This is a genomic window from Alkalihalophilus pseudofirmus (assembly GCF_029094545.1).
Classification (GTDB): Bacteria; Bacillota; Bacilli; order Bacillales; family Bacillaceae_D; genus Alkalihalophilus; species Alkalihalophilus pseudofirmus.
Genome location: NZ_CP117835.1, coordinates 2,715,646 through 2,736,112, shown reverse-complemented (window position 1 = coordinate 2,736,112; position 20,467 = coordinate 2,715,646). Strand labels below are relative to the sequence as shown.

21 protein-coding genes are annotated in these 20,467 nt (G+C 38.9%); 15 read left to right on the top strand and 6 right to left on the bottom strand.

Going from position 1 to position 20,467, the window contains the following annotated elements; translation table 11 throughout:
• Positions 1-160 precede the first annotated feature (160 nt).
• The gene (gene pyc / locus PQ478_RS14595; RefSeq protein ID WP_289234701.1) at positions 161-3,607 is read left to right on the top strand and encodes a pyruvate carboxylase; all 3,447 of its coding nucleotides are present in this window, start codon (positions 161-163) and stop codon (positions 3,605-3,607) included.
• A 126-nt stretch (positions 3,608-3,733) separates the two neighbouring features.
• Complete coding sequence (locus PQ478_RS14590) at positions 3,734-5,173, top strand: cryptochrome/photolyase family protein (RefSeq protein WP_289234700.1); 1,440 nt, start codon at positions 3,734-3,736, stop codon at positions 5,171-5,173.
• Between the two features lie 105 nt (positions 5,174-5,278).
• On the opposite strand, the gene PQ478_RS14585 is transcribed toward PQ478_RS14590, so the two are convergent.
• On the bottom strand, positions 5,279-6,172 hold the full coding sequence (locus PQ478_RS14585) for a COX15/CtaA family protein (protein ID WP_289236989.1): 894 nt from the start codon (positions 6,170-6,172) through the stop codon (positions 5,279-5,281).
• A 305-nt stretch (positions 6,173-6,477) separates the two neighbouring features.
• Between PQ478_RS14585 and cyoE the strand changes: the two genes are divergently transcribed.
• From cyoE to PQ478_RS14555, 6 genes are all read left to right on the top strand, one after another.
• The gene (gene cyoE / locus PQ478_RS14580; RefSeq protein ID WP_012959535.1) at positions 6,478-7,416 is read left to right on the top strand and encodes a heme o synthase; all 939 of its coding nucleotides are present in this window, start codon (positions 6,478-6,480) and stop codon (positions 7,414-7,416) included.
• 115 nt (positions 7,417-7,531) lie between these two features.
• Positions 7,532-8,560, top strand: coding sequence for a cytochrome c oxidase subunit II (gene coxB / locus PQ478_RS14575; RefSeq protein WP_012959534.1), 1,029 nt, complete (start codon positions 7,532-7,534; stop codon positions 8,558-8,560).
• Positions 8,561-8,595: 35 nt separating this feature from the next.
• Positions 8,596-10,473, top strand: coding sequence for a cytochrome c oxidase subunit I (gene ctaD / locus PQ478_RS14570; RefSeq protein WP_012959533.1), 1,878 nt, complete (start codon positions 8,596-8,598; stop codon positions 10,471-10,473).
• 3 nt (positions 10,474-10,476) lie between these two features.
• Complete coding sequence (locus PQ478_RS14565) at positions 10,477-11,097, top strand: cytochrome (ubi)quinol oxidase subunit III (RefSeq protein ID WP_012959532.1); 621 nt, start codon at positions 10,477-10,479, stop codon at positions 11,095-11,097.
• Between the two features lie 4 nt (positions 11,098-11,101).
• Complete coding sequence (locus PQ478_RS14560; protein WP_075682585.1) at positions 11,102-11,446, top strand: cytochrome C oxidase subunit IV family protein; 345 nt, start codon at positions 11,102-11,104, stop codon at positions 11,444-11,446.
• Positions 11,447-11,612: 166 nt separating this feature from the next.
• Positions 11,613-12,170 (top strand): DUF420 domain-containing protein, encoded by a 558-nt coding sequence (locus PQ478_RS14555; protein WP_012959530.1) that lies wholly within the window; start codon positions 11,613-11,615, stop codon positions 12,168-12,170.
• A 65-nt stretch (positions 12,171-12,235) separates the two neighbouring features.
• Here the strand turns inward: PQ478_RS14555 and ytvI are convergent, their stop codons facing one another.
• Entirely contained in the window at positions 12,236-13,294 is a 1,059-nt protein-coding gene (gene ytvI / locus PQ478_RS14550; protein WP_289234699.1) for a sporulation integral membrane protein YtvI, read from the bottom strand.
• Between the two features lie 224 nt (positions 13,295-13,518).
• On the opposite strand from ytvI, the gene PQ478_RS14545 reads away from it, so the two are divergent.
• A complete protein-coding gene (locus PQ478_RS14545; protein ID WP_289234698.1) occupies positions 13,519-13,980 on the top strand; it encodes a TcaA NTF2-like domain-containing protein in 462 nt (153 codons plus the stop codon).
• A gap of 50 nt (positions 13,981-14,030) precedes the next feature.
• On the opposite strand, the gene PQ478_RS14540 is transcribed toward PQ478_RS14545, so the two are convergent.
• Complete coding sequence (locus tag PQ478_RS14540; RefSeq protein WP_012959526.1) at positions 14,031-14,381, bottom strand: YugN family protein; 351 nt, start codon at positions 14,379-14,381, stop codon at positions 14,031-14,033.
• A 254-nt stretch (positions 14,382-14,635) separates the two neighbouring features.
• Here PQ478_RS14540 and PQ478_RS14535 point away from each other — a divergent pair, with 254 nt between their 5' ends.
• Positions 14,636-15,748, top strand: coding sequence for a CAP domain-containing protein (locus PQ478_RS14535; RefSeq protein ID WP_289234697.1), 1,113 nt, complete (start codon positions 14,636-14,638; stop codon positions 15,746-15,748).
• Positions 15,749-15,790: 42 nt separating this feature from the next.
• Here PQ478_RS14535 and PQ478_RS14530 read toward each other — a convergent pair whose 3' ends face one another.
• A complete protein-coding gene (locus PQ478_RS14530; protein WP_289234696.1) occupies positions 15,791-16,300 on the bottom strand; it encodes a PaaI family thioesterase in 510 nt (169 codons plus the stop codon).
• A 181-nt stretch (positions 16,301-16,481) separates the two neighbouring features.
• Here PQ478_RS14530 and PQ478_RS14525 point away from each other — a divergent pair, with 181 nt between their 5' ends.
• The 3 genes from PQ478_RS14525 (at position 16,482) to PQ478_RS14515 (ending at position 17,759) form a co-directional block, all read left to right on the top strand.
• Positions 16,482-16,946 carry a YlbD family protein gene (locus PQ478_RS14525; RefSeq protein ID WP_289234695.1) on the top strand — a complete coding sequence of 155 codons (465 nt, stop codon included), beginning with the start codon at positions 16,482-16,484 and terminating at the stop codon, positions 16,944-16,946.
• Between the two features lie 18 nt (positions 16,947-16,964).
• Positions 16,965-17,231: a YlbE-like family protein gene (locus PQ478_RS14520; RefSeq protein ID WP_012959522.1), complete on the top strand. Its 267-nt coding sequence runs from the start codon at positions 16,965-16,967 to the stop codon at positions 17,229-17,231.
• Between the two features lie 96 nt (positions 17,232-17,327).
• Positions 17,328-17,759, top strand: a complete 432-nt coding sequence (locus PQ478_RS14515; protein WP_012959521.1) for a hypothetical protein — start codon at positions 17,328-17,330, stop codon at positions 17,757-17,759.
• Here the strand turns inward: PQ478_RS14515 and PQ478_RS14510 are convergent.
• Positions 17,749-18,522: an ATP-grasp domain-containing protein gene (locus PQ478_RS14510; protein WP_289234694.1), complete on the bottom strand. Its 774-nt coding sequence runs from the start codon at positions 18,520-18,522 to the stop codon at positions 17,749-17,751. The genes PQ478_RS14515 and PQ478_RS14510 overlap by 11 nt on opposite strands.
• Before the next feature lie 95 nt (positions 18,523-18,617).
• Here PQ478_RS14510 and uvsE point away from each other — a divergent pair, with 95 nt between their 5' ends.
• Both uvsE and PQ478_RS14500 read left to right on the top strand, forming a co-directional pair.
• Positions 18,618-19,586 (top strand): UV DNA damage repair endonuclease UvsE, encoded by a 969-nt coding sequence (gene uvsE, locus PQ478_RS14505; RefSeq protein WP_289236988.1) that lies wholly within the window; start codon positions 18,618-18,620, stop codon positions 19,584-19,586.
• A gap of 66 nt (positions 19,587-19,652) precedes the next feature.
• Positions 19,653-20,093 (top strand): YlbF/YmcA family competence regulator, encoded by a 441-nt coding sequence (locus PQ478_RS14500; RefSeq protein ID WP_075682590.1) that lies wholly within the window; start codon positions 19,653-19,655, stop codon positions 20,091-20,093.
• Positions 20,094-20,122: 29 nt separating this feature from the next.
• Here the strand turns inward: PQ478_RS14500 and PQ478_RS14495 are convergent, their stop codons facing one another.
• On the bottom strand, positions 20,123-20,443 hold the full coding sequence (locus PQ478_RS14495; protein WP_289234693.1) for a hypothetical protein: 321 nt from the start codon (positions 20,441-20,443) through the stop codon (positions 20,123-20,125).
• Positions 20,444-20,467 lie beyond the last annotated feature (24 nt).

The window sequence follows — 20,467 nt, the reverse complement described above, 5'->3', positions numbered from 1 at the left end:
CGCTGGATTGAAAAATATTTTGTAAACGCTTTTAATTACCCGATGAATCAAAATTGTCAAAAATTTATTTGCCAAATCGATCACATTTTCTCTATACTAGAATACAAGCATGATGAGAAAGATATAACAGGATTATTTAGGAGAGTGGAGGAGAAAGTATATGAATGGTTTAAACAACATTAAAAAGGTCTTAGTAGCTAACCGAGGAGAAATTGCAATTCGTATATTCCGTGCTTGTACTGAATTACATATTCGTACGGTCGCAATCTACTCAAAAGAAGATGCGGGTGCTTACCACAGATATAAAGCGGATGAAGCCTATTTGGTTGGAGAAGGTAAAAAGCCAATCGATGCCTATTTAGATATCGAAAACATCATCGAAGTGGCTAAGTTACATGATGTAGATGCAATTCACCCTGGATACGGATTTCTATCAGAGAACATTGACTTTGCTACTCGCTGTAAAGAAGAAGGTATTATCTTTATCGGTCCTGAACTTGAACATCTCATTATGTTTGGAGATAAGGTACAGGCTAGAACCCAGGCTGTAAAAGCAAATCTACCTGTCATTCCTGGAAGTGACGGGCCTGTATTAAGCCTTGAGGAAGTGGAGAAATTTGGAGAGGATCACGGCTACCCGTTTATTATTAAAGCTTCTTTAGGCGGCGGCGGACGTGGGATGAGAATTGTCCGTTCAAAGTCTGAAATGAAGGAATCGTACGAGCGTGCAAAATCAGAAGCTAAATCTGCTTTTGGTAACGACGAGGTTTATGTAGAGAAATTTATTGAAAACCCTAAACATATTGAAGTACAGATCTTAGCAGATAAACATGGTTCTACGGTGCATCTATATGATCGCGATTGTTCCGTACAAAGACGTCATCAAAAAGTAGTTGAAATTGCACCGAGTGTTTCATTAGATATAGAACTGCGCGAACGAATTTGTGCTGCGGCTGTACAATTGATGGAAAATGTGAACTATTTAAATGCAGGTACGGTTGAGTTTCTTGTAACTGATACGGGAGAGTTTTATTTTATTGAAGTGAACCCTAGAGTACAGGTAGAGCATACCATTACCGAAATGGTCACAGGTATTGACATTGTACAATCACAGCTTTTGATTGCTGACGGCGAGCAGCTGCACAGTGCAAAGGTTGGAATACCAGCTCAAGAAGAAATCGTTTGTAATGGTTTTGCTATACAGTCTCGAGTAACAACTGAAGATCCAAGTAACGGATTTATGCCTGATACTGGCCGTATTAATGCCTATCGTACGGGTGGAGGGTTCGGTGTTCGACTTGATGCTGGAAACGGATTCCAAGGAGCGGTTATCACTCCTTACTATGATTCCTTGTTAGTGAAAGTATCGACTTGGGCTTTAACATTTGAAAGCGCCGCAGCGAAAATGCTTCGTAACCTAAAAGAATTCCGAATCCGCGGTATTAAAACGAATATTGCGTTTTTAGAGAATGTGGTTCAACACCCTCGTTTTCTAAACGGTGAATATAATACATCATTCATTGATACGACACCAGAATTATTCGTTTTCCCTAAGCGAAAAGATCGTGGTACCAAAATGCTTTCGTTTATTGGAGAAACGATTGTAAATGGTTATCCAGGACTTGAAAAAGCCAAAAAACCAATTTTAGATAAGCCGCAAGTGCCAAAACTGAAATTGACAGAGCCTATCCCGGACGGAACAAAGCAAATCTTAGATAAGGAAGGACCTGAAGCCTTAGCGAAATGGGTTAAAGAACAAAAAGACGTCCTTCTTACTGATACCACTTTCCGTGATGCTCATCAGTCATTACTTGCAACCCGAGTGAGAACACATGATCTTAAGCAAATCGCAGAGCCAACAGCTCGTATGCTTCCAAACTTATTCTCAATGGAGATGTGGGGCGGAGCTACATTTGATGTTGCGATGCGCTTCTTGCATGAGGACCCTTGGGAGCGTTTAATTACGCTGCGTAAGCAAGCACCAAATGTCCTCTTTCAAATGTTGCTTCGTGCATCAAACGCGGTAGGATACAAGAATTACCCGGATAACGTTATTGAAGAGTTCGTAGCAAAATCAAGCAATGCCGGCATTGATGTATTCCGTATCTTTGACAGTTTAAACTGGGTGCCAGGTATGACTTTAGCCATTGATTCTGTGCGAAATAACAACAAAATTGCTGAAGCTGCCATGTGTTATACAGGAGATATTCTCGATTCGTCAAGACCAAAATATGATCTTGTCTACTACAAAAATCTAGCTAAAGAGTTAGAGCAAGCAGGTGCGCATATTTTAGGAATTAAAGATATGGCAGGATTATTAAAGCCTGAAGCAGCATATCAATTGATCTCTACCCTTAAAGAAACGGTCGATATCCCTATTCACCTGCATACTCATGATACAAGCGGCAACGGACTATTTATGTATGCCAAAGCGATTGAGGCAGGCGTAGATATCGTCGATGTAGCTGTAAGTTCTATGGCTGGCCTTACATCTCAGCCAAGTGCAAACAGCTTGTACTATGCACTAAGTCACTCAGAGCGCAAGCCGAATGTAGACATTAAAGCCTTAGAGCAGTTAGGCGAGTTCTGGGATGGGACTAGAAAATATTATGCTGGTTTTGAAAGCGGCATGAACGCTCCTCATACGGAAGTATATGAGCATGAAATGCCAGGGGGACAATACAGCAACCTTCAGCAGCAAGCAAAAGCAGTAGGACTAGCTGCTCGCTGGAATGAAGTAAAGAAAATGTATCGTACGGTTAATGATATGTTTGGAGATGTTGTGAAAGTAACACCTTCTTCTAAAGTAGTAGGGGATATGGCATTATACATGGTTCAAAATAACTTGACTGAAGAAGACATCTACAATAAAGGAGAGTCACTTGACTTCCCAGATTCTGTGGTTGAATTATTTGAAGGTCAGTTAGGCCAGCCGTATCAAGGTTTCCCTGAGAAACTCCAAAAGATTATCTTAAAAGGCCGCAAGCCGATTGAAGGCCGCCCTAGTGAAAATATGGAGCCTGTCGATTTCCAAGAAATTAAGGAAAAATTATTTAAGCAGCTTGATCGTCAAGTGACAAGCCATGATATGCTTTCTTATGCACTTTATCCAAAGGTGTTTACTGAGTTTGAGGCATTTAGAAATCAATTTGGCGATGTCTCAGTTCTTGATACACTGACTTTCTTCTACGGCATGAGGCTCGGAGAAGAAATAGAAGTGGAGATCGAGAAAGGAAAAACATTAATTGTGAAATTGGTTTCCCTTTCAAAACCACAAGACGATGGAACACGAATTGTCTATTTCGAATTAAATGGCCAGCCGCGTGAAGTGGTTATTAAAGATATGAATGTGGCAAGTACGACTGTAGCAAGACCGAAAGTTGATAAAGACAATCCTAATCAAATTGGGGCTTCCATGCCAGGTACAGTTGTAAAAACATTAGTACAAAAAGGCGATAAAGTACAAAAAGGCGACCATCTCATGATTACAGAAGCAATGAAGATGGAGACGACGGTTCAAGCCTCATTTGATGGAGAAGTAAAAGAAGTATTTGTAAGTGATGGAGACCCAATCTTAACTGGTGATTTGCTCATTGAATTAGTATAAGTTACCGACACAACCTGTCATTGGCAGGTTGTGTTTTTTCTTGTGGACGGGTAAGATGATATACTATAATTGTATATGTTTTGTTCATTGTATGTGTAAACTATTGTGTAATTGGAGGTGAAAGTGTTGGGGAATAACGATACACTTAAAGCAGTTTGGTTTCGGAGAGACTTTAGACTGCATGATCATACGGCATTAAATCATGCAATAGAGGCGATTGAACAACAGAGTGGCAAGTGGCTGGCCTTTTTCTATTTAGCTCCTCAAACAGCATCAGTTGAGCCGGTTCATCACGATTACTTTTTTCAAACCGTCATGCATTTTAAACGAACCCTTAAAGCAAATGATGGAGATCTCTACATTATTACGGGTACAATTGAAGACGCACTTTCTAAATTGCTCCAAGCTTTTCCTGAAATAGATGCCGTGTATGCAAACGATGATCGTGTAGGGGATGGAAGGCTAAGAGATGAAGCGGCAGAACATTTCCTTACTAAACAATCGATACCCTTCTATACATTTGAGGATGCTTATTTAACAGAGCCTGATCAAGTATTAAAAAAAGACGGCACTCCTTACAAAGTATTTACCCCATATTATAAGGCTTGGGCAAAAGAAAGGAAGCGTACCCCGGCTGTTATTAAGAGAGATGTGTTGTTAGGTTCAGTTCATAAAGGTACTGCACCCGACCGGGAGGCGGAAACTTTATTTAACAACCTAATAAAGAAATGCAGCTATGATTGGTCTGCCATAGGCGAGGAGCATGCAATAAAGAGACTTCAAATGTTTACGAAAAAAAGGCTCTCAGGCTATAAGGCGAATCGTGATTTTCCAAGTATAACCGGGACCAGCCAGCTTTCACCATATATAAAAACTGGCGCCGTGTCTAGTAGAACTATTTATTATCATATTTTAAATGCTGAAGCAGATTCCTATAGTGCCGAAACATTTTTAAAAGAGTTAGCATGGAGAGATTTTTATCGTATGGTTCATTTTTACGAGCCAGATTGTAAAGACCGTGAAATAATGGAGGGGTACCGAGAGTTGAAGTGGAGTCAAAATCAAGACGATTTAACTTCATGGATACGTGGAGAAACTGGCTTTCCGATAGTAGATGCGGGGATGAGGCAATTGTCGAAAGAAGGCTGGATGCATAATCGGCTTAGAATGATCACTGCCTCGTTTCTTACCAAAGATTTGTTAATTGATTGGCGGTTGGGGGAGCGGTATTTTGAACGCATGCTGATTGATTACGATCCTTCTTCTAATATCGGAGGCTGGCAATGGGCCGCCTCAGTAGGGACGGATGCTGTACCTTATTTTAGAATCTTTAATCCTGTTACTCAATCAAAACGATTTGATGAGAATGGTACCTATATACGGACCTATATCCCTGAGCTTAATCATGTGCCTGATCAATATATTCATGAGCCGTGGAAAATGAGTGAAGAAGAACAAGTCAAGTATAAATGCAGGCTAGATGAGGATTATCCTCTGCCTATCGTTGACCACAGTAAGCAAAGGAAGAAAGCTTTATCGTTTTTTAAAGGTGACGATGAGGAATGAGGAATGAGGGTGTATGAAATAGATAAATATGGGTATAAATAAAAAATGACAGCAATAGACTGCTGTCATTTTTTTGTGGTTAATTATTGTAGTTAAATACTGTAATTAATGTGAAGGCCTTGTAATAATCATAGTCATGTAAGACAAGGCCGAGAAAAGTATTGAGATAATTAATGCATGAATAAGACCTACAGATAAAGCATTTTGAGTAAATACAATCGAAATACCGCTAATAAATTGGCCGACAACTAATAAGAAAGATAACACAGCTGTCCAAGTCAGTACTCTGTAATGTCGATAACGAGATAAAGTCCAAATCATAAGAATGAGTAAAAAGAGTAAGAGAATCGTTCCCACAACTCTATGGAAGTAATGTGCCCCGATCGGACCGTACAGTCCAGGGAAAATCTGGCCGTTACATAATGGAAAACCGGCGCAGGCTAATGTAGCTTCTGAATGCTTTACATATGCTCCTGAATAGATTACTGCATAACAATAAGTAATAACAAAGAATACATAATACTTAAAGCCTCTGCTTACTTTAGGAGCCATTGTATGCGCTCTGCCATCTTCAAATGCTAGAATGGTTAGCAATACGACTGCAGCAAGAGACATAGCAGAAATTCCAAAGTGGAGGGCAAGAATCGCCTTTGATTGACCAAATACGACGGCGCCTGCTCCTAGCAGACCTTGAAAAATAATAAGTATGACAGCAGCGATTGATAATGCTTTCGCTTCTCTCATATGCTTTAGTTGCTTCCAAGCCCAAATAGCAAGAATAATAATCATTGCACCTACTAAACCTGATACAATTCGATGACTATATTCAATAATCGTCTCAATGGCAGGGTTTGTCGGAATCACTTCGCCAAAACAAAGCGGCCAAGTTGCTCCGCAACCTTCACCTGAACCAGTTTTAGTAACAAGTGCACCTTGTAAGAGGACGATTAACACCCCAATTGAGGTGATGACACTATAAATCTTCAATCGTTTGTGCACTAATTTCACCTTTCCTTCTATAAAATTATCTAAATATATGCTAGAGTAAGCAAAGAGAAAAACATTTGTCTCCTTTTGATCTTAAAAATAAAGCAAATAAAAGTCAATTTCCTCACCGTGAATATTTTATGTCGAATCCTAAATGTGAAGAAAATGTGAAACTCATGATTTTGCTGAAACAATTGAGATTTTGAGATATAATGTGTTTGTGACAGATATTAGGTGTGTGTGAAAACGGCGCCTAATTTATTTTTTGTAGAAATGTCTGTATGAATGGTTCATTCTACAAAGGGGGTGAAGAATTGATGAATAAGTCTAATACAGCCATCGATCCGACAAATGTAATCGAAGCTGGTCCTGATTCATCAGTTGCTGACGTTCAGCAAAAATCATGGAAAGACTATCTTGTGCTTGCAAAGCAAGGGATCGTTACTTCTAATCTAATTACAACCTTTGCCGGGATTTACTTGGCAATTGTTTATACCGGTACAGTGTTTACGATGCATCTTGATACAATGATTTTTGCGCTCTTAGGAGCAGCATTAGTCATGGCAGGCGGTTGTACATTAAACAACTATATTGATCGTGACATAGATCATCTTATGGAACGAACAAAAGAAAGGCCTACTGTAACTGGACGCTTTTCTGCTAAACATGTGCTGCTGGTTGGACTTGCACAGGCTGCTTTAGGGATAATCTTTTTAGCGCTTACAACACCGACTGCAGCTGTTATCGGGTTAATTGGTTTGTTTATTTATGTAGTGTTATACACTATGTGGACTAAGAGAACTACTACATTAAATACAATTGTAGGAAGCTTTTCAGGAGCAGTTCCTCCATTAATTGGTTGGGCAGCGATCGATGGCGGTTTACACTTGTATGCTTGGTTGCTATTTTTTATCATGTTTCTTTGGCAGCCTCCACACTTCCTTGCATTAGCAATGAAGCGTGTAGAAGAATACAGAGCAGCTGGAATTCCAATGCTGCCGGTAGTTGCAGGTTTTGAAATGACTAAACGTCAGATGGTCGTTTATGTAGCTGCACTTCTGCCAGTTTCTTTAATGCTCTACCCTTTTGGACTTGTCTACACAATCGTCGCAGCTGTTTTAGGAGTAGGTTGGCTTGCTCTTGGAATTGCTGGTTTTAAGATGAAAGATGATATTAAGTGGGCAAGATTAATGTTTGTTTATTCGTTAAATTATTTAACGATTCTATTTGTTCTTATGGTCATAGTTCATTTCTAATTTATTAGAGATATCTAACTAAGTTAGAGAACCTAACTCATTAGAAATGAATTTTTGATGATAAATATTTTTATGTAGTCATGACTACTTGACGAAAGTGAGGTTGGATTGTCAGATGAAACTTTGGAAAACAGCATCGCGTTTTCTACCTCTTTCATTTTTAACCCTTTTCTTGACAGGGTGTCTGGGGGAGGAAAACCTAACGGCTCTTGATCCTAAGGGTCCTCAAGCACAATGGATTTATGATAATATGATTCTTTCAATAATTGTCATGGCCCTTGTGAGTATTGTCGTATTTGCAATCTTTTTCATCATTCTTGCAAAATATCGTCGCAAGCCTGGTGACGACGAGATTCCTAAACAAGTTCACGGGAATACGGCACTCGAAATTACGTGGACAGTGATTCCGATTATCCTGCTTGTAATCTTAGCGGTACCTACAATTACCGGTACGTTTATGTTTGCGGATAAGGATCCAGACCCTGAAGTAGGGGATAACACTGTCTACATCAAAGTAACAGGTCATCAGTTCTGGTGGCAGTTTGATTACGAAAACGAAGGATTTACTGCTGGGCAAGATGTTTACATTCCAGTAGGAGAGAAAGTAATCTTTGAGCTTCACGCGCAAGATGTTCTTCACTCATTCTGGGTACCTGCTCTAGGTGGTAAAATTGATACCGTTCCTGGTATCACCAACCACATGTGGTTAGAAGCAGATGAGCCCGGCGTTTTTAAAGGTAAATGTGCTGAGCTTTGTGGTCCTTCACATGCCTTAATGGACTTTAAACTGATCGCTCTTGAGCGTGATGAATACGATGCTTGGGTAGAAGGTATGTCAGCTGAGGTAGAAGAGCCTACCGAAACTCTTGCTAACCAAGGTCGTCAAGTATTTGAAGAAAACTCATGTATTGGATGTCACGCGGTAGGTGGAACTGGAACTGCAGCAGGTCCGGCTTTCACTAACTTTGGAGAGCGTGAAGTAATTGCTGGTTATCTTGAGAATAACGATGAGAACCTAGAGGCATGGATTCGTGATCCTCAATCTCTAAAACAAGGTAATGTTATGCCAGCATACCCAGATATGAGCGAGGAAGATATGGAAGCACTAATTGCATACCTTCGTTCATTAAAAGTAATGGAATAAGACTAGCGAACTTGATTTAGAAGGAGGTTAACCCATTGGCTACACAGAAACAAGAAAAAAGTGTTATCTGGGATTGGTTAACAACAGTTGACCATAAAAAGATTGCGATTATGTATTTAATTGCAGGAACACTTTTCTTTGTAAAAGCTGGTGTAATGGCGCTATTCATGCGTATTCAGCTTATGTATCCAGAAATGAACTTCTTAAGTGGTCAAACATTTAATGAATTCATTACGATGCATGGTACGATTATGCTATTCTTAGCAGCTACACCATTATTGTTTGCATTTATGAACTATGTTATTCCACTACAAATCGGTGCTCGTGACGTTGCATTTCCATTTGTCAACGCTCTCGGGTTCTGGATCTTCTTTTTCGGTGGATTACTTCTTAGCTTAAGCTGGTTCTTTGGCGGCGGTCCTGACGCTGGTTGGACAGCTTATGTGCCGCTATCTAGTCGTGATTACGGCGGACTTGGAATTGATTTCTATGTACTAGGTTTACAGGTTTCTGGTATTGGTACGCTTATTTCAGCGATTAACTTCCTTGTTACAATCGTTAATATGCGTGCACCAGGTATGACAATGATGCGTCTGCCATTATTCGTATGGACGTCATTCATTTCGTCTACATTAATTTTATTCGCGTTTACACCACTTGCTGCTGGTCTTGCACTACTAATGTTAGATCGTTTATTTGAAGCTCAATACTTCATTCCGAGCATGGGTGGTAACGTAGTATTATGGCAGCATATTTTCTGGATTTTCGGTCACCCTGAGGTATATATCTTAGTATTGCCGGCATTCGGGATTATTTCTGAAGTTATTCCAGCTTTCTCAAGAAAGCGTCTATTTGGTTATACAGCGATGGTATTCGCTACAATGATCATTGCATTCTTAGGATTCATGGTTTGGGCTCACCACATGTTTACAGTAGGTATGGGTCCTGTTGCTAACTCTATTTTCGCGGTAGCAACAATGACGATTGCGGTACCAACCGGTATCAAGATCTTTAACTGGCTATTTACAATGTGGGGCGGTAAGATCACATTTAACACAGCGATGTTATTTGCATCTTCTTTCGTACCGACATTCGTACTTGGTGGGGTAACAGGGGTAATGCTTGCTATGGCACCTGTTGATTACCTATATCATGATACGTACTTTGTAGTAGCTCACTTCCACTACATTATCGTTGGTGGTATCGTTCTTTCATTATTCGCGGGTCTATTCTATTGGTACCCGAAAATGTTTGGTCATATGTTAAATGAAACACTAGGTAAACTATTCTTCTGGGTATTCTACATTGGTTTCCATTTAACATTCTTTGTACAACATTTATTAGGTCTAATGGGTATGCCTCGTCGTGTTTACACATATCTTGGCGACCAAGGTCTTGATGCATTTAACTTCATCAGTACAATCGGTACATTCTTCATGTCTGCTGGTGTTATCTTACTTGTTATCAACGTTATCTACTCTGCATTCAAGGGTGAGCGTGTAACGGTAGCAGATCCATGGGATGCTCGTACTCTTGAGTGGGCAACACCAACTCCGGTTCCTGAGTACAACTTTGCGCAAACGCCGCAAGTACGTTCTCTTGATCCATTGTTCTATGAAAAAATTCATGGTGACGGCACAATGAAACCGGCTGAACCTGTAACAGACATTCACATGCCTAACGGTTCAATCCTGCCTTTCATTATGTCCATCGGCTTGTTCTTTGCAGGCTTTGGTTTAATCATGTTAAACATGGATAATCCTATTATTAATCCATGGATCGTAGCAATTGGCGGTCTTGCTCTTACATTCGGTTGTATGTTTGTTCGTTCGATCAAAGAAGATCATGGTTACCATATTCCAGCTGAACAAGTGAAAGCTGATTTAGCGGAATTAAAGAAAGGAGGGAACTAGGAAATGGCAGGTGCAGTTGATACGTCAAAAGGTCTTCCTTCTCATCCGGAGAGGGCTACACTTGAAGGGAAAAATAAATTCCTTGGTTTCTGGTTCTTCCTTGGTGGTGAAACCATCCTTTTTGCAACATTCTTTGGTACATTCTTGGGTCTTCGCGGTGGTACAGCTGATGGTCCTACTTCAGCTGACCTCGTTGCTCTAGATCTTGTCTTTATTATGACAATGCTGCTTTTAACAAGTAGTTTAACAAGTGTGTTAGCAATGTTTGCGATGAAGAAAAATAATTTCAAAGCCATGATGATTTGGATGTGGATTACAGTTGTATTAGGTCTTGCATTCTTAGGCTTTGAAATTTATGAGTTCCATCATTATGTGGTTGATTATCAATTTGGATTCTCAACTAGTGCATTTGCATCGGCATTCTATTCCTTAGTTGGACTGCATGGTGCCCACGTTGCCTTTGGTTTAAGCTGGATTATTGTCCTCTTAATCCGTTACAGAAAGAGTGGAATTACGTTGACAAATGCTCCTAAGTTCTATGTGGCTGGTCTATACTGGCACTTTATCGACGTTGTGTGGGTATTCATCTTCACAGTTGTCTATCTTATGGGAGTAGGAGGTTGATCACATGGCAGATAATTTAAGTCAATCATTTGATAAAAGTGCAATGACTGAGGAAGAAAGACGTCACATTAAAAAAGAAATTCGTAAGCAAATTGTCGTATTTGCTCTTATGATTTTCTTAACATTGATGTCATTTATGGCTGTCGCAACGGATGTGGTTCCACGTTCATTTGCTATTCCATTTATTTTCATCCTTGCCGTGATTCAATTTGCTCTTCAATTGTTCTTCTTTATGCATATGAAGGATAAAGACCATGGCTGGGCAAATGCGTTCATGATTTCTGGTATTTTCATTACCGTTCCAACAATTGCTGCTTTAATGCTGCTGCTTGGAGTCAATAAAATCTAAGGTTATACTTCAAAGCTCTCATTCATAATGAATGAGAGCTTTTTTGTTCATGAGATTGTGACAATCAAATTTAAGTAAAGATAATCTTTCTATTGTATAATATATGTGTACTACTCATATGTACGAGTCAAAAGAATTGATACAGCAGTGAAAGGAGTTGTGATTTGTGAGTAATCACCAATACGCAGCAGACAACCCTTCGTTTAAGAAACGAAATTATAAACCTTTTATTATTATTGTAACGATCGTCATCAACGGTTTAGTTGTATTATTATCAGGGATGCCAGGCTATGAGAACTTTAATGCTTTTGATGTAAAGGTTCTGCCGCTTATGAATGCTATTTTTAATAGTTTCACATTCTTATTCTTACTAGCAGCATTGATTGCTATTTTAAAGAAGAATGTAGTTGTTCATCGACGTTTTATTTATGCAGCCTTTATTACAACTACTTTATTTCTGGTTACGTATGTCGCGCATCATTTCTTATCTGCATCGACACCGTACGGGGGATCAGGCATCATGGCTGGGATCTATTACTTCATCTTAATAACTCATATCGTACTAGCAGCAATTATTGTCCCATTAGCTCTAACTTCAGTAGCTAGAGCATGGAATATGGAAAATGAGCGTCACCGTAAAATTGCACGCTGGACGATGCCGATCTGGCTTTATGTAAGTTTAACTGGTGTGTTAGTGTATGTAATGATATCACCTTATTATTAAAGCGATAAAAAGCATCATGCAGAGCATGATGCTTTTTCTTGTAGGATGCAATTGAATCGAACCGATTATAATTTAAAGTTCAATTTAATAATTCCTGCTTCTTTAGCTGATGTAAAGGCGATAACAAGGAGGGGGCCAATAATAAAGCCGATTACTCCAAATAACATTAACCCAAGGTACATCGCAATAAGTGTAGCAAGTGGAGATAAACCGATATGTTTTCCCATTACTTTTGGTTCTACTGTTCTCCGAATAATCAATAAGACAGCAGCCAGGATAAGCAGCTTAGAACCTGTATTCACATCACCGACAATTAATTGAAAAATGGCCCATGGTGCTAAAATGACGATTGATCCTATAATAGGGACAAAGTCAATCAGCCAAATTATAAATGCCATTAATAAAGCTACTTCAGGAGCAATGAAGAGCAGGCCGATCAACGTTACAATAAAGATAATAATACTAACTAAAAATTGTGCTTTGAAAAAACCCCAGATCACGTAAGAAAGACGTGATGTCATAAAGTTTACTTTCTCTTTTGTTCTCTCAGAGAGGTAACTATACAGCTTTTCTCTCAGTCTAGGCAGTTCAAGCATAAATAAAAATAACGCAATCAGATAAACAAGAAATGTAACAAGATAACCCGGTATACTTGATATTAATGAGGTAATATCTTGAATAAGATTACGGTCACTAATATTTGAACGCAGGTCACTTAATGTATTGGTCACTGTAATATTAATCTCTTGCACCAATTCAGGAGGGAGATTCTCATATTTTTCTTCTAAATTCCGTTGGAAGTTTAACCAAGCTCTGTTTATATCGCTAATATATTGCGGACTATTTTCAACAATTTGTGTACCTTGTGTGATCGCTTTCGTTGCAATATAGTAACCACTTAGGCCGATAAACACAACAAAAACGGTAAATACAAGCATAACCGCAACATTTCGCTTTATCTTGGTCTTCCTTTGTAGTGCATTAACAGCAGGTGTTAGGATTAGAGCTGTTAATAATGCGGCAACTAATGGAAGTGACACTGGTAAAATAAAGTATGCAGCGACTAAAAATAAAAGAATAGAAATAATAATCCAAATCGTACGTCTCGTGAAGAAAGCTGCCAATTCGAAACCCCTCTCTACTACATAAAAGCTTATCTTCATTATAGTATGAAGTTGAAAACTTGAACAAGTATATGCGTTTATTTTATTTACTTTGTTCACAAATCCGCTCTAGGATGAAAAAGAATTCATTTTTTGGTGTGATATAATGGGTTGTGTGCTTACTAGTTGTGTGCTTACTATAAGTAAAGCAATTTGTAAAGATGGTGAAAAAGGTGAGGTATGTAATGAATAAGTACTGGATACGGACAAGTATGGTCTTTTTAATTCTAAGTATATTAGCAGCATGTGGTTCGGATGATACGAATTTAACACTAGTAACAGATGAACGTGAAGATCTTGTTCGTGAGTTTGTGACAGAATATAAAGAAACCATGGTAGAGGCTTATAACACGGGTAATTTCAACGAATTAGAACCTTTTCTGATTACTAATAACAGCTTTTATCATTCTTTAAGACGTTATGTCTCTGATTCACATAGTGAGGGAAACACGAAGGAATTGTTAGACTTTCAAGTTCATCAGGTGTTTGAAGACCCTGAGGGTGATTTATATGTGGATGCAACAGAACGAGTTGAAGTGATAGAGCATGGTCAAGCGAATGAAGTTGAACGTGACGTACGGTTTGAGTTGACTAAGGGTGGAGCTGACTCTTTTCGTATCGTAACGATCAGACATGTTAAATCATAGGATCGTAACCAATAAATAAGAAAAAGCCAAGCAGGTTGCTTGGCTTTTTCTTATTTTGCTTCTAGGTTTGTGTTAAGTAGTTCTAGTTTTTTTGCACATTTGTCAATGATTGATTTAGGGAACGTTTCACCATCGTATTCAACCCCATGCGGATAATAGTGCTTACCTAAAATAGGCGTCATTAATTTGACGATTGCATCGTCGTGAGGAATGTCACCTTTAATAGCATAAGCAGGAACACGTAGGTAGTATGTATCTCCTTGATTAACAATTTTGTAATCAAATGTAACGCGCTCATAATCCCATTGACCTGCATGTACTAAACCAATTGATTCTGCAGCATGTCTTAATGTTTCAAATTTCACTTCTTTATCTGCTAAGTTAATTTGCTCAAATTTCACCAGGAACCCTCCTTATTTCGTCTGCTTCATTACTATACCCTCCTAATAATAGTATGAAAAGGCGTTTGTTGCAACGGATAATGGTGAATGTTTTATGTATATCGAGCGAAGTTCTAACAGATTGATGATATAATGGCGTTAAAATTCGACAGAATCGTTTAAAGGATTGACAGCAGACTACATAACTAGCTGAAGGAAATGTGCAAAAGGAATAAGAATAGATATAGATGAGGGAAAAGCAGGAGGAGAAGCCTATGAAGCAAAAGGTGTTTATTGGGATCATGTTAGCTCTTTTTCTAAGTATGGCTGTATTTGAATACCAATTTGAAGCAGAAATTAAAGAATGGTTTCAAGCCGACGATCAATCTGTGTTTATGCAAGATGACAAGGAAGAAGCAATAGCTGCTGCTGATGAAATAGTCGTAGAAACTGCACCAGTGGAAAACGAAAACGAGTCTAAAACAACTTCAACTACAGGAAACTTTGAGTCAGATGAGCCGCTGCTTGGGGCTGGGGTAGAAGAGGTTAAGGAATTGTTTGGCGAACCTTCAAGAATAGATCCTTCAGCTTTTGGCTATGATTGGTGGGTTTATGAAGAAGAAGATTATTATCATCTAATTGGGATAGAACAAGAGCAGGTAGTTACTACATTTACTAGCTGGTCAGAACTTAATTCAGAAGAAACAATGTTTGGAGAGAGCTATCAGACCTTAGACGAACGTTATACGTTTACTCAACAAGTTGAATTACGAGCGGGAGGTAACCATTACCAATTCGAATTGACCCCAGAAGACCGTAATATGCGGCCAATCGTAGAAGTGGATGATGGATGGATGCAGCTATATTTCGATATTCATACAAATGAATTATCAAGTATCCGTTATCTGACAGATGAGGTATTGTTAAAACAAAGACCTTATTCTGTTTCGTATCGAGGAGCCCTTCCTGAGGAAGAGAATGTAAAGGAAGCTGAATGGGAGGAGATTGAAGCAGGACAAGCCAGGCATATTTTTAGCTTCACCAATGTGTTGAGAGAACGTCACGGTTTAGAACCGTTTACCTGGAACGGTGAAGTCTCAGACGTAGCCTATCTTCATAGCAGGGACATGCAAGAAGAGCAATATTTTTCACACACCTCCCCTATATATGGCGAGTTATCTGATCGATTTGATCGTGGTGAGTTAAATTACAGACTCGCAGGGGAAAATATTGCTGCACAATATGTAGATGGGCTCGCGGCTACAGAAGGCTGGTTAAATAGTGAAGGGCATAGAGTAAATGTGTTACACGAAGAATTTGAAGAATTAGGAGTTGGGGTGTACAAAGATTTTTACACGCAAAACTTTATGACTGGGTGGGGATTCTAAAAAGCAAACAAGCAGGTCGGGTAAGTACCCTGACCTGCTTGTTTATTTTACATGCGGGCGATTAATAACAGCGAATGTTCCAGTTGCCATTGCAACTAATTTCTCTCGATCATCGTATACTTTCGCTTCCGTAACACATAAGCTGTTACCCTTGTGCGCCAAATGAGCTACGCATTTAAGGTTGCTGCCAACACCTGGTTTTATGTAATGAACATTCATTTCAGCGGTCACCGCTGCTTTATCTTCAGGTAAAATACGGTTAATCATCGATCCCATAGCTGTATCAAGCAGTGTAGCGGTTATTCCCCCGTGCACCATTTGTAGTGGATTATTAATCAGAGGCTGAATTGGTAAAACCACTTCATAATCACCATTATCTAAAAAGCGTGTTTGTATCTGAGTTAGAGCTGATAAATAAGTTGCGTACTTCTGTTCTTTTTTATCATTGAGGCCTCTTAACATAGAAGAAAGAACATGTAATTCTTCATCATTCGCTGTGCTAATTAATTCTTGAAACGTATCATTTAATTCTTGCTTTAATGTTGTCATCATTTAGAGCCTCCACTTGTTTTAACTGCCTATTGATATTGTAGCAAAAAGAAAAAGCTTCCTGCAATCATATTAAGCTGCACATTGGACTGGGCAGATGTATAGGATAGAAGAGAAGGGTATGTTTTTACTCGATTAAAATAGGCAGGAAAACCAAGTAGCAGAATGAAGGAGGAGGATGAAGATGGCACAACATGAGGGCATGCATCCTTCTGTTGAACAGTTTAAGCATTTTGTAAAAGAACATCCTAAAATAAGTATGGAAATCCGTTCCAATCAAAAAAGTTTACAGCAATTTTATGAGGAATGGTCAGTTTTAGGTGCTGATCACGAACAATGGATTCCGTACAAAACCATGGATCAACAAGCTGAAACATTTCAGCAATCGAGTCAAGAGATGAATCAACAATCAACTGCCCAACCAAATTCTGATTCTACACAACAATCGGAACAGCAAAATGCAACAGATACTCTTGGCCAATTAATGAATATGATGAGACGCTTTAATGTGCAAGATTTACAGAATCATCTAGCACAATTTAGCTCAGTCCTCTCCAATGTACAAAATGTGATGCAGACATTCCAACAGCCTACAAATTCTCAATCAAGACCTACCCAAGATCAGCCTTTTTCATTTAGACGAGATTAAAAAAAGGGGGAAAGTCAATTGAGAGCAGAAATCCAGCAGCTGTTAAATGAAAGACCTGAATTACGGCAATTCATCCGGCAGAATCCGATATGGTACAGGAAGTTAGGAAGAGATCCGAGTTTAATTCCAGCGCTTGAAAAAGAGGCAAACTTCTTTTACGGCAAAACGATACCGCAACGTGTAGAAAAGATGCAAAATCACTTAGGTCTAGCAATGATGATGATTGAAATGTTGAAAATGGGCCAGCAAACAGTGGCACAAGCAGCACAAGGACCGCTTCAATAAGTGGTCTTTTTGTTTTTTGTTTATATATCGGTGTACATAAAGTAAGCCTTGATGACACATGCTTATGATAGATGATTTGTGAATGGAGAGCTGTGTATGAAGCTTTTGGCTAGAGTCGTTATAATGATTTATTTTTTCTTAGTGATCTATCCAGCTAATGGTGTGGCAGGGCAGATTGATCTAGAATCAATTTCTATTAAACCGCTCTATCGTTCCCTACCTATCGAAGTTATTTCGGGTACAAGTGAGCCGCATATTTCATTGTCCTATTCATTGAGAGAAAATGATGTCTTCATTGATTGTGTGATTAGAGGGGTGGTCGTAACTGAAGAAAAAGAAGGAGCCCTCCACCAAGACGCTGAAGGGCATTACCGGCTTTATATTAATGATGAGCACGCTGCTACGTTATTTACTAACAGCTTTGTCATAGAAGGATTGCCTCGGGGTGAGCATACGATTAGAGTGGTGTTAGTGAAAAATGATCGTACCCCTTATGGTAGTGAAGACTCAGTGACGATTACATTGTAGAGTGTTTCGTTTGAAGATACGTGTAAATCTTTTGTTCAATCGAAATACCAAGCTGTTGAAAACCTTGATTTCCAAATAGTGTATTGAATTCTAGAAAGTAAAATTGATCATTTGCAAATACTAAATCAAACCCAGCGTGATCGATCCCTAGTGCACGTGCGGTCTCTGTAACCAATTCAATGGCCTCTTGTGGAATATTTTCAAAGGAGATTTTTCCGCCTTTGGCTACATTGTTATGAAAACTGTTTGATTCATTTATGCGCCAATAGCTCGCAATGACTTCATCACCCACAAAACAAACTCGCAGATCTCTGTCTATTTCTAAGTATTCTTGAATGTACATTGTAGGGTTGTTTTCAGCGTATTCTCTTAGTTCTTCTTCATTATGAATCAGAAATACCCCATTTCCCATTGAATTTCTTATTTCTTTTGCAACAAACGGGAAAGGGAAGTTTTGAAGGATTTTCTGGATGCTGTCCTCACTATGTCCTAGTATTTGTGTATAAGGAACATGCCCGGGACACACACTCCAAAGAGCACGAGTTACTTCTACTTTATTAAAGCCTAGTTGAATAGATTGAATACTTGGGAAAATAGGTTTTTTCATGCCGTATACAAGAGCATTTACCTGCCAGTTTTCAGGGAATAAGCACACATCAGCTTGATCAATTTTTTCTCTTTCAGAAAACAGATGTTCAGGCTTCACATACTGTATTCCTGGAATGCCTATCGTGCGAAACGGGTTAAACGTGACAAATTTCATTCTAAATTCACCTTTTCTTTTAAGGACGTAATTTGCAGACGAAAGAATTATAGTTGGAAGGGAGGGGGTTGTCAATGACACATCAAGGTTGCCCCATGAAGATACGCTTTGGTTACGTGGCGATGAGCAAACAATTATCTAACGCATCACCTTCACAAACTATGACTGTTAAACAGTTTATGGAAATTGATGACAAAGAAGCTGCGATAAAGAAACTTGAACGTATAGCTAAAAGTAATATTGAAAATTGTATTCGGTTAATGAAACATAACAAAGCAGAGGAAATTCATTTTTTTAGGTTAAGCTCACGCTTAGTTCCCCTTGTAAATCATCCGCTTACAGAAGATTGGAAATATGAACGTGTTTTAGCACCCTATTTAAAAGAATTGGGGGAGTATATTAATAAGTTTGAAATTAGGACAGGTTTCCATCCAGATCATTTTGTCGTCTTAAACTCTCCATCGAAAGAAATATTACAGCAATCGGTCAAAACCCTGTTGTATCATTATAAATTATTAAAAGGGATGAATATTGATCCAACTCATCGTTGTGTTCTTCATATTGGTGGAAAAAAGCAAGGGATTGAAGGGGGATTAGAACAATTTATTACAAATATCCAAGATGTTCCTCATGCTCTAGTTAATATGTTGATACTTGAAAATGATGATAAAAACTACGCGGTTGAAGATGCTCTTTATTTAGGAGAAAAAGTAGGAATTCCTGTGGTATTTGATTTACACCATTTTGATGTCTATCAAAGAGATACGGACCTGCACGCATTATGGAACAGAGTGGTAGCTACTTGGGAAAACAGTCCTCATCCGATTAAGATGCATGTCTCCAGTCCAAAAGATGGTCCGCTTGACAGGTCTCATGCTGATTATATTGATGCAGGCCGCCTAGAACGGTTTTTAAGAGAGATAAGCGGAACGACGAGTCAAGTTGATATTATGATTGAAGCAAAAGAAAAGGATGTTGCATTAATTAAATTAATGGAGGATCTGCAAGCTTTTCGCTCTGTTCGGAAGGTAGCAAATGCCCAAATAGAGTACTATTCCACATAAGGAAAGTAGTGTGCAGGATGTGTTTACGTGCAAGACATGGTATAATGGCAGTTAGGAGGTGTCGTTATGCTTCTTACGATGTCAACCATTGAATTGATGGATCAATCAGAAGAACTAGCTAAATCAATCGGACAGTCCGATGTGTTTATTCAATATATACATGCCAAAAAGGCACTTGAGAACGACCAGCCAGCCCAAAAGCTTATCGTTGAGTTCACAGAAATGAAAGAGCGGCATGAAGAGGTACAGCGCTTCGGACGTTATCATCCTGACTATGATACGGTTTCAACAGAAATACGACAGTTGAAACGAAAGGTAGATGTAATGGAGTCAGTAAAGGAATTTAAAGCAGCAGAGCGTGAACTAGAGATGCTGTTAAATGAAGTAAGTGAGCTGATTGCTCATTCTATTTCAAAATCAATAAAAGTTCCTACAGGAAACCCGTATTTTGATCAAATGTCTTGCAGTGGTGGATGTGGGTCTGGCGGAGGATGCAGTTGTGGATAGGAAACAGGCGCAATAAGCGCCTGTTTTTTTTATGTGGCCTCACGAAATCTGATACAATCTTTGCAGCCTCTGCCGCAGCAAACAAGCTTCTCATTTGGTACGTAAAATCTCATTCTGTAAACAAAAGTTTGGTCTTGTTCTCTGACAAAAATAATATCAGCCTGTAATCGTTTACCTTTCATTACGGTCGCTGCATTATAGAACAATAGTCGTTCTATATCCTCTTTTGTGATATAAGAGTGAATATATAGAAACGGAAAGCCGCTAAAAATTTTCTTGCTAATACTCTCAATCGCAGGTTCTGTAGAAGTCATAGTCATAAACTTCTCCCAAATGACGTCTAAATTCATACACTTCATCCTTTAAAGTAGGGT